Annotated in this window: 13 protein-coding genes; 4 read left to right on the top strand and 9 right to left on the bottom strand. The window is 71.8% G+C overall.

Features of this window, described 5'->3' with window-relative positions; translation table 11 throughout:
* Positions 1-632 precede the first annotated feature (632 nt).
* Positions 633-815, bottom strand: coding sequence for a hypothetical protein (locus HJD23_RS37010; protein WP_171113127.1), 183 nt, complete (start codon positions 813-815; stop codon positions 633-635).
* Positions 816-958: 143 nt separating this feature from the next.
* Entirely contained in the window at positions 959-1396 is a 438-nt protein-coding gene (locus HJD23_RS37005; protein ID WP_141311695.1) for a DUF4442 domain-containing protein, read from the bottom strand.
* 202 nt (positions 1397-1598) lie between these two features.
* Between HJD23_RS37005 and HJD23_RS37000 the strand changes: the two genes are divergently transcribed.
* On the top strand, positions 1599-2621 hold the full coding sequence (locus HJD23_RS37000; RefSeq protein WP_171113129.1) for a hypothetical protein: 1023 nt from the start codon (positions 1599-1601) through the stop codon (positions 2619-2621).
* A gap of 48 nt (positions 2622-2669) precedes the next feature.
* Entirely contained in the window at positions 2670-3968 is a 1299-nt protein-coding gene (locus HJD23_RS36995) for an MFS transporter (RefSeq protein ID WP_240980896.1), read from the top strand.
* Here HJD23_RS36995 and HJD23_RS36990 read toward each other — a convergent pair.
* The 3 genes from HJD23_RS36990 to HJD23_RS36980 all read right to left on the bottom strand — a co-directional run bounded on the left by HJD23_RS36990 (position 3930) and on the right by HJD23_RS36980 (position 7088).
* Positions 3930-4775 carry a fused MFS/spermidine synthase gene (locus HJD23_RS36990; RefSeq protein ID WP_171134115.1) on the bottom strand — a complete coding sequence of 282 codons (846 nt, stop codon included), beginning with the start codon at positions 4773-4775 and terminating at the stop codon, positions 3930-3932. The genes HJD23_RS36995 and HJD23_RS36990 overlap by 39 nt on opposite strands.
* A 97-nt stretch (positions 4776-4872) precedes the next feature.
* Positions 4873-6045 carry an elongation factor Tu gene (tuf, locus tag HJD23_RS36985; RefSeq protein ID WP_171113133.1) on the bottom strand — a complete coding sequence of 391 codons (1173 nt, stop codon included), beginning with the start codon at positions 6043-6045 and terminating at the stop codon, positions 4873-4875.
* 320 nt (positions 6046-6365) lie between these two features.
* Positions 6366-7088: a DNA alkylation repair protein gene (locus tag HJD23_RS36980; RefSeq protein ID WP_171113135.1), complete on the bottom strand. Its 723-nt coding sequence runs from the start codon at positions 7086-7088 to the stop codon at positions 6366-6368.
* A 49-nt stretch (positions 7089-7137) separates the two neighbouring features.
* Here HJD23_RS36980 and HJD23_RS36975 point away from each other — a divergent pair, with 49 nt between their 5' ends.
* Entirely contained in the window at positions 7138-7929 is a 792-nt protein-coding gene (locus tag HJD23_RS36975; protein ID WP_171113148.1) for a TVP38/TMEM64 family protein, read from the top strand.
* Positions 7930-8131: 202 nt separating this feature from the next.
* On the opposite strand, the gene HJD23_RS36970 is transcribed toward HJD23_RS36975, so the two are convergent.
* Positions 8132-9301 carry a thiolase family protein gene (locus HJD23_RS36970; protein WP_171113150.1) on the bottom strand — a complete coding sequence of 390 codons (1170 nt, stop codon included), beginning with the start codon at positions 9299-9301 and terminating at the stop codon, positions 8132-8134.
* 150 nt (positions 9302-9451) lie between these two features.
* On the opposite strand from HJD23_RS36970, the gene HJD23_RS36965 reads away from it, so the two are divergent.
* Positions 9452-9919, top strand: coding sequence for a helix-turn-helix domain-containing protein (locus tag HJD23_RS36965; RefSeq protein ID WP_171113152.1), 468 nt, complete (start codon positions 9452-9454; stop codon positions 9917-9919).
* Positions 9920-10031: 112 nt separating this feature from the next.
* Here the strand turns inward: HJD23_RS36965 and HJD23_RS36960 are convergent, their stop codons facing one another.
* Genes HJD23_RS36960 through HJD23_RS36950 form a run of 3 tightly spaced genes read right to left on the bottom strand, consistent with a single transcriptional unit; the run spans position 10032 to position 12927 of the window.
* Entirely contained in the window at positions 10032-10760 is a 729-nt protein-coding gene (locus HJD23_RS36960; protein WP_171113154.1) for a cupin, read from the bottom strand.
* On the bottom strand, positions 10754-11680 hold the full coding sequence (locus HJD23_RS36955) for a PmoA family protein (RefSeq protein WP_171113156.1): 927 nt from the start codon (positions 11678-11680) through the stop codon (positions 10754-10756). The genes HJD23_RS36960 and HJD23_RS36955 overlap by 7 nt, the downstream gene beginning before the upstream one ends.
* Positions 11677-12927 (bottom strand): Gfo/Idh/MocA family oxidoreductase, encoded by a 1251-nt coding sequence (locus tag HJD23_RS36950; protein WP_232108338.1) that lies wholly within the window; start codon positions 12925-12927, stop codon positions 11677-11679. The genes HJD23_RS36955 and HJD23_RS36950 overlap by 4 nt, the downstream gene beginning before the upstream one ends.
* Positions 12928-13119: the final 192 nt, after the last annotated feature.

Here is a 13119-nt window from a genome sequence, read left to right as displayed (position 1 = left end):
ACCGGTCGGGGTCGGATCGCCGTCACCGCTGGCGCCCCCGTCTGAATTGGGTCGGCCGCCGACGTCTTGCCACTTGAGGCCACCGTCAGCCGGCTGGAGGCCAGGGCCCGGCTCGGCCCCACCGCCAGGGCCCGACTCGGCGCCATTGGACGTGCCTCCGGTGAATGGACCGGGGCCGCTCTCGGAGGCAGGCTGAAGGAGATGGGAGGGCTCCGTGATGGACCACGCCACCGCGAGAGTGCAGAAGCAGATGGCGAAGCCGACGAGAGCGATGATCTGCCATCGCAGTGCGGCGCGGAAGCCCCTCGGTCGACACCGGGCGGCCGTTGTCCCGACGCCCGCCGAAGTCCGCTCAGGACGATCCAGCATCTGACTCACTCCAAACCTCAGCCGGCGCCACACCTCCGTGTGAACCCATGCCTCCATTGCGCCCTGGCCGCGGATGCGCGTCACGGCACTGCATTTCGGGACTTGACACTGAGATCCGGATCGTGCCCGGCGCCGAGCAGGCACCTGGCACCGGGCGGGGCCGAACGGGTCGACCGGATGTCGCCTCGCTCGATCAGCGAGGGTTCGTCGTGACCGGGCTGTCGACGAAGGGGTGCACGGGGTGTGTGCCCCTGTGCGTTCCGTCAGTCGTCCGAGCCCGACCCCCCGGCCCGACCCCCCTCCGACCGGCGCACCAGTTCACCCGCGCCCAAGGTCACGGCGGCCACCGCGCGCACCCAGCGCGGGCCGCCCCGCGACGCCCACACGACGCAGACGCACCCGCCGACGACGAGCAGGAGAACGACGGACAAGACGACTACGGCCATGCTGCTCGCCCTCCTTCTGCCGTGTGGGCGACCCTTCTGCCGTGTGGGCGACGCCATCCTGCCAGGAGTCACAACGGGCGGTCACAGCGGGCCGGTTGGCGAGTGGCCCCGGCGTACGGCCGGGGCCTTCCGCAGTGCGGCTATCAGCTGTTGGGTCGCAGCGTCCACACCACGGTCATCTCCGTGGTCACCGCCCCGTCCTCCCGCTGGATGGCGACGGCCACCGGAAACTCCGGGCGCTTGCCCTCGTCGAGCTCGGCGACGACCTCGGCGGCCGGGCGTCCGAGCGTCGCGGTGGCCGTGACGGGACCCAGGGCGATCTTCTTGAACGCGATCTCGGCATGCACCGGCAGCGGCACGGCCCGCGAGAGCTGGTCACCGAACGCGGCCAGCACGATCGCGCCGCTGGCCGACTCGCCCAGCGTGAACATGGCCCCCGCGTGCGGCCCGCCGACGTGATTGCGGTACTCGCTCTGATCCGGCAAGGCCAGCACGGCCTTCTCCGGAGTGGTCTCCAGGTACTCCAGGTTCAGCGTCCGAACCATCGGCACCGTGGCGGCGAGCATCTCGCCGATCGACATCTGATCTGCGCTCATGACCGCATGTTACCCATGGGTAGCCTCAGCTGACCAGATCCGCCCAGATCCGCGTGATGATCGTCGCGCCCTCGCATCCGCCCAACGGCGCCCGCAGCACGGAGGAGATGGCCCGTGCGGATTTGCTACGTCCCTGACAAAACCTGGTGACCGAATCGTGTCCCCAGCCCTACTAGGGTTACCGCTCATGTGGCCAGGACAGCAGCCGCCCGGGGGCGAGCAGAACCCGCAAGGGCAGAACAACCCGTACCAGCAGCCGGGGTACCAGCAGCCGAATCCGTACCAGCAACCCGGCTACCAGCAGCCCAACCCCTATGCACAGCAGCCGCAGTGGGGCACCCCGGCGCCGGTGGGTACGCCGCAGCCGCAGCCCGGCGGGGGCGGTGACGGCAACCGGACGAAGCTGGTCGCCATCATCGCGGCCACCGCCGTGGTGGTGACCGCTGGTGTCACGGGCTTCCTGGTCCTCGGCGGCGACAAGGACGACCAGGCCGACGGCGGCGGGCAGACGAAGACCAGTCAGTCGCCGTCGGACCCCGCCGAACCCACCGCGTCGGAGTCGGGTTCCGGGTCGGACGACAACCCGCGGAGCAACGAGACCGAGCAGCCGACGATCCCGGGCTGGAAGGTCGTCGTCAACCCCAAGCGCGGCGTCGCCTTCGACGTGCCGCCGGACTGGGAGGTCGAGTCGCCGGGGACGTCCATCGGATTCGAGGACCAGAAGTCGGACGACGCCAAACCGCTGATCGTGATGTCGGCACCGGCGTACTACAAGTCGAAGTGGTGCACGACCGACGAGAACAAGGACGGCCGGACGGAGGACACCCACCTGGCCGCCGTGGGCACCAAGGGAGCCGACGGCGCCAAGGACACCGACGAGGTGGCCATCAACACGGTCCCGTGGTGGGTCTACGGCGGCTACACCCAGCCGGACAAGAAGAGCCTCAAGTTCGAGGAGAAGGCCGAGTCCTACACCACCAAGTCCGGCATCCAGGGCAGCGTCGCCTGGGCCGAGTCGCAGAACACGCCCCAGAAGGGCAAGTGCGACAGCGACGGCAAGGCCGTCACGTTCGGCTTCAAGAACTCCGTCGGCGACTTCGTGTCGTGGAACTTCTACGGTGCCAAGGGCGTCGAGGGCGAGGTCCCCAAGGCGACCATCATGCAGATCCTGAGCACGGTACGGCTGCACGGGGAGCCCACCGGAGGCTGACCGACAACCGGTTTGGCAAGTCGGGGGCCGGGCGGTGATAGTCGGCCGGTGAACACCGTCGCCGAAACCTCCCGCCCCCGCAGGCCCGCGTGGGCGGGCCGCAACTACAGCCTGCTGACCGCCGCCGCGGTCGTCACCCACCTCGGCAGCAACGGCGCGCTCGTCGCCGCCGCGTTCGCGGTGCTGCAGGCGGGCGGCGACGGCGGCGACGTGGGCCTCGTGGCCGCCGCCCGCACCCTGCCGCTGGTGCTCTTCCTGCTGATCGGCGGCGCGGTCGCGGACCGGCTGCCCCGGCACCGCGTGATGGTCGCCGCCAACGCCCTCAACTGCGTCTCGCAGGGCCTGTTCGCCCTGATCGTGCTCGCCGGCGAGCCGCAGCTGTGGCAGATGATGCTGCTGAGCGCGCTGGGCGGCACCGGCCAGGCCTTCTTCGGTCCGGCCGCCGAGGGCATGCTCATGTCGTCGGTGCAGGGCGAGCAGGTGAGCCGCGCGTTCGCGGTGTTCCGGATGGCGATGCAGGGCGCGGCCCTGGGCGGCGCCGCCCTCGGCGGGGCGATGGTCGCCGCGATCGGCCCGGGCTGGGTGCTCGCCGCGGACGCGGCCGCGTTCGCCGTCGCCGGGGCGCTGCGTGCCTTCCTCGACGTCAGCCACATCCCGCCGCGCGAGCCGGGCGGCGGGATGCTCGCGGATCTCCGCGAGGGCTGGCGGGAGTTCGCCGGCCGGCCGTGGCTGTGGGGCGTCGTCGTCCAGTTCTCCGTCGCCAACGCGGTGGTGGCGGCCGCCGAGTCGGTCTACGGCCCCCTGGTCGCCCGGGACCATCTGGGCGGAGCGGCGCCCTGGGGTCTGGCGCTGGGCTTCTTCGGCGCGGGCACGGTCGTCGGCGCGCTGCTGATGACCCGCTGGAAGCCACGCCGGCTGCTCCTCGCGGGCACCCTCTGCGTCTTCCCGCTGGCCCTGCCGTCCGCCGCGCTCGCGGTGCCGGTGCCGACCGGGGGCCTGTGGGCGGTGATGTTCGTGACCGGCGTGACGCTGGAGGTCTTCGGCGTCTCCTGGATGACCGCCCTCCATCAGGAGATCCCCGAGAACAAGCTCTCGCGCGTCGCGGCCTACGACTGGTTCGGCTCGGTCGCCCTGGTGCCGCTGACCACGGCACTGGCGGGTCCTGCCGAGATGGTGTTCGGGCGGACGGCGGCGCTGTGGGGCTGCGCGACGCTCGTCGTGGTGGTCACGGCGGCGGTGCTGTGCGTCCCGGACGTACGGAACCTACGGCGCCGTACCCACGAGGTGGCCAAGGGCGCACCGGCCGACTCAACCGATGCCGAACGCCCCGTCCGGGGGCTCGGGTGAGGGCACGGCGTCCTCGTCCCGCACCGGCGCCGCATCGCCGATGAACTTCCGCAACGCCGGCCCGTGTTCGACGCGGGCCGGGAACGCGTCGGCGGCGGTGCGCCGGGCCAGGGCGGCCGTGTCGACCGGGTGGTGCGCGGCGACCAGCACCGCGTTGCCGAACCGGCGCCCGCGCAGCACGGCCGGTTCGGCGATCAGCGCGAGCTCCTCGAATACCGTGGCCAAGGTGGCCAGTTGGGAACGGAGGAACGCGAAGGGCGCGGCGTCCGCCAGATTGGCCATGTAGGCCCCGTCGGCACGCAACACCCGCTCGACCTCACCGGCATGGCCGACGGTCGTGAACCCGGCCGGAACCCGCGAGCCGCCGAAGACGTCACCGACGACGACGTCCGCCGAGTCCGCCGGGGCATCCGCCAGCCAGCGGCGCGCGTCCGCGACATGCAATGCGATCCCGGACCCCGCGCCGACCGGCAGATACTCGCCGACCAGCTCCACCAGCCCCTGATCGGCCTCGACGACGTCCTGCCGGGAACCGGGCCGCGTCGCCGCCAGATACCGCGGCAGGGTGAGCGCGCCCCCACCGAGGTGCAGCACATCAAGCGGCCGCCCCGCCTCCGCGACGGTGTCCAGCACATGCCCGAGCCGCCGCGCGTACTCGAACTCCAGATGCGTCGGTTCATCGAGATCGACGTAGGACTGCGGCGCCCCGTCGACCGTGAGCAGCCAGGCCCGCTCACGGTCGACGTCGGGCATCAGTTTGGCGAACCCGTGATCGACGGCACGACCGACGGGAAGGGGCTCGTTCACTCCTCCATTGTGCGGGCGACCATCGCCGGTAAGGGGCGCGGGGAACTGCGCGACCAGCCACACACGGCCCGCAGTCCCCCACGGACAGCACACCCCCCTATGAAACGGCCGTCACCGTCCCGGCGCCCACGGTCCGTCCACCCTCACGGATGGCGAAACCGAGCCCGGGCTCCAGCGGCACGTCCCGCCCCAGCTCCACGGTCATCGTCACCGTCTCCCCGGGCCGCGCAACCGCGACCTCACCGAGGTCGACGTCGCCGACCACATCCGCCGTACGGATATAGAACTGCGGCCGATACCCGGTGGAGACCGGCGTCGTACGCCCGCCCTCACGCGCCGACAGCACATACACCTGCGCGGAGAACCGACGCCGCGGCACCACACTCCCCGGCGCGGCCACGACATGCCCACGACGGACCGCGTCCCGCGCGACGCCCCGCAGCAGCAACGCCACGTTGTCCCCGGCCTGCGCCTCCTCCATCGGCTTGCCGAAGGTCTCCAGGCCGGTGACGACGGACTCCAGCTCGGCGCCCAGCACCTCGACCCGGTCACCGATCCGAACGGTTCCCCGCTCCACCGCACCGGTGACAACCGTCCCGCGCCCGGTGATGGTGAGCACGTTCTCCACCGGCAGCAGGAACGGCGCGTCCAGATACCGCTCCGGCATCGGCACATAGGTGTCCACCGCGTCCAGCAGCGCCTCGATGGACGCCGTCCAGCGCGGGTCGCCCTCCAGCGCCCGCAGCCCGGACACCCGTACGACCGGCACGGAGTCACCCGCGTAGCCGTGCTGGGTGAGCAGGTCACGCACCTCCAGTTCGACGAGGTCGATCAGCTCCTCGTCGCCCGCGCCGTCCGCCTTGTTGAGGGCGACGACGATGTGGTCGACGCCCACCTGCCGGGCGAGCAGCACGTGCTCGGCGGTCTGCGGCATGATCCCGTCGAGCGCGGAGACGACGAGGATCGCCCCGTCGAGCTGCGCCGCGCCGGTGACCATGTTCTTGACGTAGTCGGCGTGGCCCGGCATGTCGACGTGCGCGTAGTGCCGGGTGTCGGTCTCGTACTCGACGTGCGCGATGTTGATGGTGATGCCGCGCGCCGCCTCCTCGGGGGCACGGTCGATGCGGTCGAACGGCACGAAGGTGCCGCTGCCGCGCTCGGCGAGGACCTTGGTGATGGCGGCCGTCAGGGTGGTCTTGCCGTGGTCGACGTGACCCATCGTGCCGATGTTCAGGTGCGGTTTGGTGCGCACGTATGCCGTCTTGGGCATGGCGATACCTCGAAGCGTCTCGATGGTGGCTGGGACCCCGGGGACTGACCGACCCTCCCCTTGCGGGGTCCGCCGGACGATCCGGGGAGGGTCAGCTTCGGGCGCCGTCGACAGCGGCCAGGAGGATCACGACGGCAGCCTTCGGGGCATCCGCGACTGCGGATGCTGCGAGGAGGAAGGCGTGCCGGAACATGACGTCGATCATCGCCGACGCCGGGGCGCGCGTCGAATGGTTTTTCCAGGCAAGGGGGTTCAGACCGCCCCGCCCGCACCCACAGTCACGGCCCGATCCTCACGGCCCGATCGTCACGGCCCGACACTCACGGCCCGATGTTCTTCAGCGCCTCCCGCACCGACAGCGGCGCGAACCGCCCCCGCTCCCGCGCGAGGAAGCCGCGCACGGCGTCGGGATCGGTCTTGGCGTACTCCCGCAGGCACCAGCCGATGGCCTTGCGGATGAAAAAGTCCGGGTGCCCGGACTGGCGCAGGCAGTAGGTGAACAGGCGTTCGGTGTCGGTGCGCTCCTTGTAGCGCAGTTGGTGGAGCAGGGCCGCCCGGGCGACCCACAGGTCGTCGTCCACGATCCAGGCGTCCATCTCGGCCTTCAGCCCGGGATCGGCGGCCACCAGTGGGCCCACCACGTGGGCGGCGATCAGGTCGACGGTGTCCCACCACGACACGGTGGTGATCAGCTGCCGGGCCACCGGCAGGAAGGCGGACGAGCAGCGGCTCACATGGCGGCGCAGATAGTCGACGACGAAGTAGTGGTACTCGCGTTCCGGCAGCTGCCAGCAGCGCAGGGCGACGGCGGTGCAGTCGGCCTCGTCCGGGCGGGGCGTGCCCTCGACGACCGTGCGGGACAGGGCGCGGCGCACGGGTGTGGTCAGGCCGAGGAAGGGCGCGACATCCTTCATGTACGCCCGCATGGGCGCCGCGCGCGCCGGGTCGGCCGCGGCGCTGTATGTGGCGGTGAGCCGTGTCACCAGCATGTCGGCGAGGGTGCTGCGCGGGACACCCACCGTTCCCGCACCCGTGACGCTCATGAGACGAACCATACGGCGATCACACATATTTGTCGGTTAGTGTCACCGAATGCTCGATGCCCACACCCGCTCTGGGGGCACCGCACCGGCCTCTCCCCGGGCCACTGCCACCGAACTCGCGGCCGCCGTCCCCGTCCCCGCCGGCGCCGCGGCCGCGGCCGTCCGCCTCGGCTTCGCCGCCCGGTGCGTGAGAGTCCTGCTCTCGCCCTGGGCACGTTTCTCCCTGCTCGTCGCCCTGCTGGTCGGAGCCGGGGCGGCGGTACTGCTCTTCCAGCCGCAGCGGCTGCTCGCGCACGGCTGGCCACCCCAGCTCGGCGGCGTCGTGGCCGCGCTCATCTTCGCGGTCGCTTACGGCGTCATCACCGTCGCGTTCGTGCCGCGGCCGCTGCTCAACCTGGCGGCGGGCGCGCTGTTCGGCTCCGAGCTGGGCATCGCGGCGGCGATCGGGGGCTCGGTGATCGGTGCCGGGCTCGCTTTCGGGCTCGGCCGGTTCCTGGGCCAGGACGCACTGCGCCCGCTGCTGCGCGGCAAGTTCCTGAAGACCGTCGACGGACAGTTCAGCCGGCACGGCTTCCGCTCCATGCTGGCGGTGCGGCTGTTCCCGGGCGTGCCGTTCTGGGCCGCGAACTACTGCGCCGCCGTCTCCCGTATGGGCTGGCTGCCGTTCCTGCTGGCGACGGCGCTCGGCTCGCTGCCGAACACCACCGCGTACGTCGTCGCCGGCGCCCGCGCCTCGACGCCGACGTCGCCGGTGTTCCTGATCGCGATGGCCGCCATCGCCATTCCGGGTCTGGCGGGCGCGGTGGTGGCCTGGCGCAAACGCCACCACCTGCGCGGCTGACCAGCGGTCAGAAGGCTTAGGGCCTGTCGTTTGGATCATGCCGGCGTCGCGGGGCCTGGTGCGTGCATCTGCCGCGTTGTCGTCGGTTGCCGACGCTCCGCGTCGCCGCCCTCCTCCGCCTTGCAGCTGCACGCACCAGGCCCCGCTCGGGTCGGGGGAAAGGCGCAGTCCCTCGCAGCCGACCTGATCCAAACGACAGACCCTACGCGGCTTCCAGGATCATCGCGTTGGCCAGCCCGCCCGCCTCGCACATGGTCTGCAGGGCGTAGCGGGCGCCGCGCTCGCGCATGGCGTGCACGAGCGTGGTCGTCAGCCGGGTGCCGCTCGCGCCGAGCGGATGGCCGATGGCGATGGCGCCGCCGTGCACGTTGACCTTGGCCAGGTCGGCGCCGGTCTCCTGCTGCCAGGCGAGAACGACGCTGGAGAACGCCTCGTTGACCTCGAACAGGTCGATGTCGTCCAGGGTCAGGGAGGCCCTGCGCAGTACCTTCTCGGTCGCCGGGATGACGCCGGTGAGCATCAGCAGCGGGTCGGAGCCGGTGACGGCGAAGCTGTGCAGCCGGGCGAGCGGGCGCAGGCCGAGGCGGGCCGCGGTCTCGCTCGACGTGATCAGCACGGCGGAGGCGCCGTCGTTGATGGGGCTGGCGTTGCCGGCGGTGACGTTCCACTCGATCTGCGGGAAGCGCTCGGCGAAGACGGGGTCGTGATAGGCGGGCTTGAGTCCGGCCAGGATCTCGGTGGTGCTGCCGGGCCGTACGCACTCGTCGCGCGCGACCCCGCCCAGGGGCGCGACCTCGGCGTCGAACAGGCCGCCGTCCCAGGCCGCGGCCGCCTTCCGGTGCGAGGAGACGGCGAAGGCGTCCATCTGCTCGCGCGTGATGGACCACTTGGCGGCGATCAGCTCGGCGCTGATGCCCTGCGGGACGAGGCCCTCCGGATAGCGCTCGGCGACACCGGGGCCGAAGGGGTCCTTGCCGGGCGGGACGTTCGACCACATCGGCACGCGGCTCATGGACTCGACGCCGCAGGCGACCACGATGTCGTACGCGCCCGAGAGGACACCCTGCGCGGCGAAGTGCACGGCCTGCTGGGAGGAGCCGCACTGACGGTCCACCGTGGTCGCGGGGACGGTCTCCGGGAAGCCCGCCGACAGCACGGCGTACCGGGTGGTGTTCATGGCCTGCTCGCCGACCTGGTCGACGGTGCCGCCGATGACGTCGTCGATCAGCGCCGGGTCGACGCCGGAGCGCTCGACGAGGGTGCGCAGGGTGTGGGCGAGGAGTTCGACGGGGTGGACGTGCGCGAGCGAGCCGTTCGGCTTGCCCTTGCCTATGGGGGTGCGTACGGCTTCGACGATGACTGCGTCACGCATGCTGCGGGCCTCCTTGGCCGCCTGGAGCCACCTGGGCGCCTACCAGTGAGTAGGAAATCCAGACTCACCATAGCCCGACGAGTTGGAAAAACAAACCCATGAGCACGAGCGATCAGTTGGATAACCAAACGCTCCCCTAGACTGAGCTGCATGGCCGCCACCAAAGATCCGCGCCCCTGCTCGATCGCCGACGCCCTCGCGCTCGTCGGCGAGAAGTACTCCCTGCTCGTCCTGCGGGAGGTCTGCCTCGGCAACGGCCGTTTCGACCAGCTCGTGCGCAACATCGGCGCCCCGCGCGACATCCTGGCCACCCGGCTGCGCCGCCTGGTCGACGCCGGGGTCCTCACCAAGCGGGCCTACAGCGAGCGCCCGCAGCGCTTCGAGTACCGGCCCACCCAGGCGGGCCTCGAACTGGAGCCGGTCCTGCTCACCCTCATGGAGTGGGGCAACCGCCACCTGCGCCAGGACGACCGTCCCATGGTCGTCGAGCACATCTGCGGCCACGAGCTGGTCCCGCTCGTCACCTGCCAGGCCTGCGGCGACCCGGTCCAGCACGAGGACCTCACCCCCCACCCCCAGTCCCCGGGCTGGACCGTCACCGGTCCGACGGCGGCGTGATCCAGACCTACCGGCCGCGTGATCCGACCTGACGGCCGCGTGATCCGGACCTACCGGCCGCGTAATCGGACCTGACGGCCGCGTGATCCGACCTAACGGGCCGCGATCCAACCTAGTGGCCGGGATACACGTCCAACCGCCCGCACATCCCGAACTTGCCGCGCGCCGACGGCTGTTCACTGCGGACGACGGCCCCCGCGAGGTGGGACACCTCGCCCCGCGCCAGCCGGTCGAGCTGCTCCCCCGTCGCCGCGGCGGCCGCCTCGGCGCCCCGCCGCCAGCGCTCACGCCACTCGGCGAGCCGGGGCCGTACCAGCGCGGCCGCGGCCCGGTGGAACTCGGCCAGCGCCTCGGGGCCGGACGCGCGCAGCACGCGGTAGCCCTCCAGGGCGAGGTCGCGCCGGGCGCGGGCCACGCGCTCCTGCTCGGCGACGGGTGCGTCCGCCGGGATCACGGTGGCGGCGGCATACGTCTCCGGGTCGGTCAGGTACTCCGGCGGCAGCGTGAGCACCGCGTCCCCCGCCTCCGGCAGCCCGCTGTTCTGCATCAGGACGGTGATGCGCAGGTCGTCGTCGTTGACCAGCCGGTGGATCGTGCCGGGCGTGAACCAGGCGACCGTGCCGGCCGCGAGCGGCGTGACCTCGTACCCGGACGTCGTGAGCGTCTGCACCGCGCCGCGCCCGCCGGTGACGACGTACGCCTCCGAGCAGGTCAGGTGCAGGTGCGGAGTTCCGCCGCACACCCCGTCCGCGGCCGGCCAGTCGTAGACGGACAGGTGCGACACGGCGACCGAGCCGGGCAGGCCGGTGAACACGCCCGTCAGCTCCTCGGCGTTCACCACGGGTGCGCCTCCAGGTACTTGGCGATCTCGTCGCGTTCCCAGGCCCCGTCGGCGACGACGACCCGGTAGCGGCGGGTGAGGGTGTCGCCCGGGGCGAGCTGGAGTTCGTCGTAGAAGGCCCAGGAGGGGGCGACGGCGGCGAACGGCTCGTTGCGGACGAACCAGTGGGCGGGGTGGGCGCCCCCGGCACCGGTGTGGTCGTTCTCCGGGGCGTGCGCGAAGACCAGCGTGGCGTGGCCGTCGACGCCGTCGTGCTCGCCGGAGTACGCCAGCCAGGGCGCCTGCTTGCCCATCAGGTCGGGGCCCTCGCTGTCCGGCCCGAGGACGCGGCCGTCCCGGAAGGCGCGCGGTCCGCGCCAGAACAGGCCCGTGTAACCGGCCATCTCGCGCCCCGCCGTGGTCGGGCTGCCGAACAGCAGCGGCTCGTCCCGCCGGTTGGTGATGGCGCTGGTCCAGGTCAGCGCCCACGAGCCCGCCGCCGGGTCCACGTCGTGCACCTCGATCCGGCGCTGCTCGTCGGCCCACAGCTCCCCGCCGTGCGGGTGCCAGGTGAGCCGCTCGGCGATCACGACCCGCGAGCCGTCGGAGGCGACCTCGTCGAAGCCGACGTGCGCCATGGACCCGACGCGCTCCGGGAGGGCGACATAGCCCTCTCCGTGCACGTAGCTGTTGCCGCCCCACAGATTCTGGCCGGACAGGTGGGAGGCCGTCAGCTGCAGTCCCTTGTGCCAGCGGTGGTCATTGGGCCGGTAGTCCGTGACGACCGCGTTCCCCAGGGTCCGGATCGGGTGCAGATACGGCTTCGGCGCCTCCCAGGCCGCCTCGGGCCCATAGACGTAGGAGAACAGGTCGACGCCGGTGGTGGGTTCGGTGACCGTGATCCGGTCGCCGTGCGCGTGGACGATGCGCGGACCGGTCATGCGGGCACCTCCTGGTTCGCGGCGGCCTCGGGGACGACGGGTGCCCAGCCGGGCGCACCGCCGTGCAGAGCCGTGTAGTACGGGTCACCGGGGCCGATCTCGCCCTGGCGGACGGTCGTGTCGGTGAACGCGGACTTGTACAGCGCGGTGATCAGCTCCAGGCTCTTGCGCCCGTCCGGTCCGCTGCTGCGCGGCCGCTCGCCCGCGCGCATGCTGGCGACCAGCTCACGCAGCTGCGCCAGGTGCGAACTGGGCACGTCCGGGCCGAAGTCCCGCCAGAGCGCGGCCTCCTCGGCCGGTACGTCCGGTGCCGGAGTGATCCGCCAGTCGGCGTTGGCGTGCCCGTACAGGTGGGTGAGTTCGACGGTGGCGCGCTCGCAGTCGACGCGGATACGGCTCACTTCGTCGGGGCTGAGGACGCTGTTCACGACCGTCGCCATGGTGCCGTTCTCGAAGCGGACCAGCGCGGTCGAGACGTCCTCGGTCTCCACGTCGTGCACCAGGCGCCCGGCCATCGCGCGCACCTCGCTCCACGGACCGAGCAGATCGAGCAGCAGGTCCATCTGGTGGATGCCGTGCCCCATGGCGGGCCCGCCGCCCTCGGTCTGCCAGCGGCCGCGCCAGGGCACGGCGTAGTAGGCGGCGTTGCGGTACCAGGTGGTCTGACAGTGCGCCACCAGCGGCCGCCCCATGGCCTGCGCGGCGAGCAGCCGTCGCACATGGGCGGCACCGGAGCCGAACCGGTGCTGGAAGACGATCGAGGCGTACGGTCCACCGGCCGGCCCCTCCGCCGCCTCGACGGCGTCGAAGTCGGCGAGCGTGGGCACGGGCGGCTTCTCGCACCACACCCAGGCGCCGGCGCGCAGGGCGGCGATGGTCTGCTCGCGGTGCAGCGTGGGCGGTGTGCAGATCGTCACCAGGTCGGGCCGCTGTTCCCGCAGCATGCGCTCCATGTCGGTGTACGCGTGGGGGATCCCGCCCTGCGCGCAGAACGCCTCGACGGCGGCCCGGTCGATGTCGACGGCCGCGACGACCTCCGTCTCGCCCTCGTCGGCGAGCCGGGTGAGGGCGGGGAGGTGGCATCCGCGGGCGATGCCGCCGGTGCCGATGACAGCGGTTCTGACGGGGCGGCCGGAGAGGGGGGCGGAGGGGGATCGGGAGGTCTCGGGGTCGTGGGTGTCGACTGCCGTGGTGGTCGTGGATGGTGTGTCAGCCGCTGACGGCATCGATGTCGCGGGTGTGGGCATGAACCTGATCAGCACTCCTCCGGGGTCCCTGGACGCATGGCAAGCGCCACAGCAAGCGCTTTCCCCGTGTGCAACGTAAGCGCGGCACGGCGGCCGGTCAACACCCCGAACCGATCACCGTCGATCGCCCCGGAAACCCCTGTGTCGGGCGTGTCGGCCCGGGACGCTACGCTGCCCCTCAACACACCCGAT

The sequence above is a fragment of the Streptomyces sp. Z423-1 genome (genome assembly GCF_013009255.1).
In the GTDB taxonomy this organism is placed as follows: domain Bacteria; phylum Actinomycetota; class Actinomycetes; order Streptomycetales; family Streptomycetaceae; genus Streptomyces; species Streptomyces gossypiisoli.
Note: the sequence above shows the minus strand (reverse complement) of the source record. Positions and strands in the feature narration are given on the sequence as shown.

Coding starts and splice junctions, on each gene's coding strand:
- HJD23_RS37010 (WP_171113127.1), bottom strand. CDS start 815: ATGGCCGTAGTCGTCTTGTCCGTCGTTCTCCTGCTCGTCGTCGGCGGG.
- HJD23_RS37005 (WP_141311695.1), bottom strand. CDS start 1,396: ATGTCGATCGGCGAGATGCTCGCCGCCACGGTGCCGATGGTTCGGACG.
- HJD23_RS37000 (WP_171113129.1), top strand. CDS start 1,599: ATGTGGCCAGGACAGCAGCCGCCCGGGGGCGAGCAGAACCCGCAAGGG.
- tuf (WP_171113133.1), bottom strand. CDS start 6,045: ATGCCCAAGACGGCATACGTGCGCACCAAACCGCACCTGAACATCGGC.
- HJD23_RS36980 (WP_171113135.1), bottom strand. CDS start 7,088: ATGAGCGTCACGGGTGCGGGAACGGTGGGTGTCCCGCGCAGCACCCTC.
- HJD23_RS36975 (WP_171113148.1), top strand. CDS start 7,138: ATGCTCGATGCCCACACCCGCTCTGGGGGCACCGCACCGGCCTCTCCC.
- HJD23_RS36970 (WP_171113150.1), bottom strand. CDS start 9,301: ATGCGTGACGCAGTCATCGTCGAAGCCGTACGCACCCCCATAGGCAAG.
- HJD23_RS36965 (WP_171113152.1), top strand. CDS start 9,452: ATGGCCGCCACCAAAGATCCGCGCCCCTGCTCGATCGCCGACGCCCTC.
- HJD23_RS36955 (WP_171113156.1), bottom strand. CDS start 11,680: ATGACCGGTCCGCGCATCGTCCACGCGCACGGCGACCGGATCACGGTC.
- HJD23_RS36950 (WP_232108338.1), bottom strand. CDS start 12,927: ATGCCCACACCCGCGACATCGATGCCGTCAGCGGCTGACACACCATCC.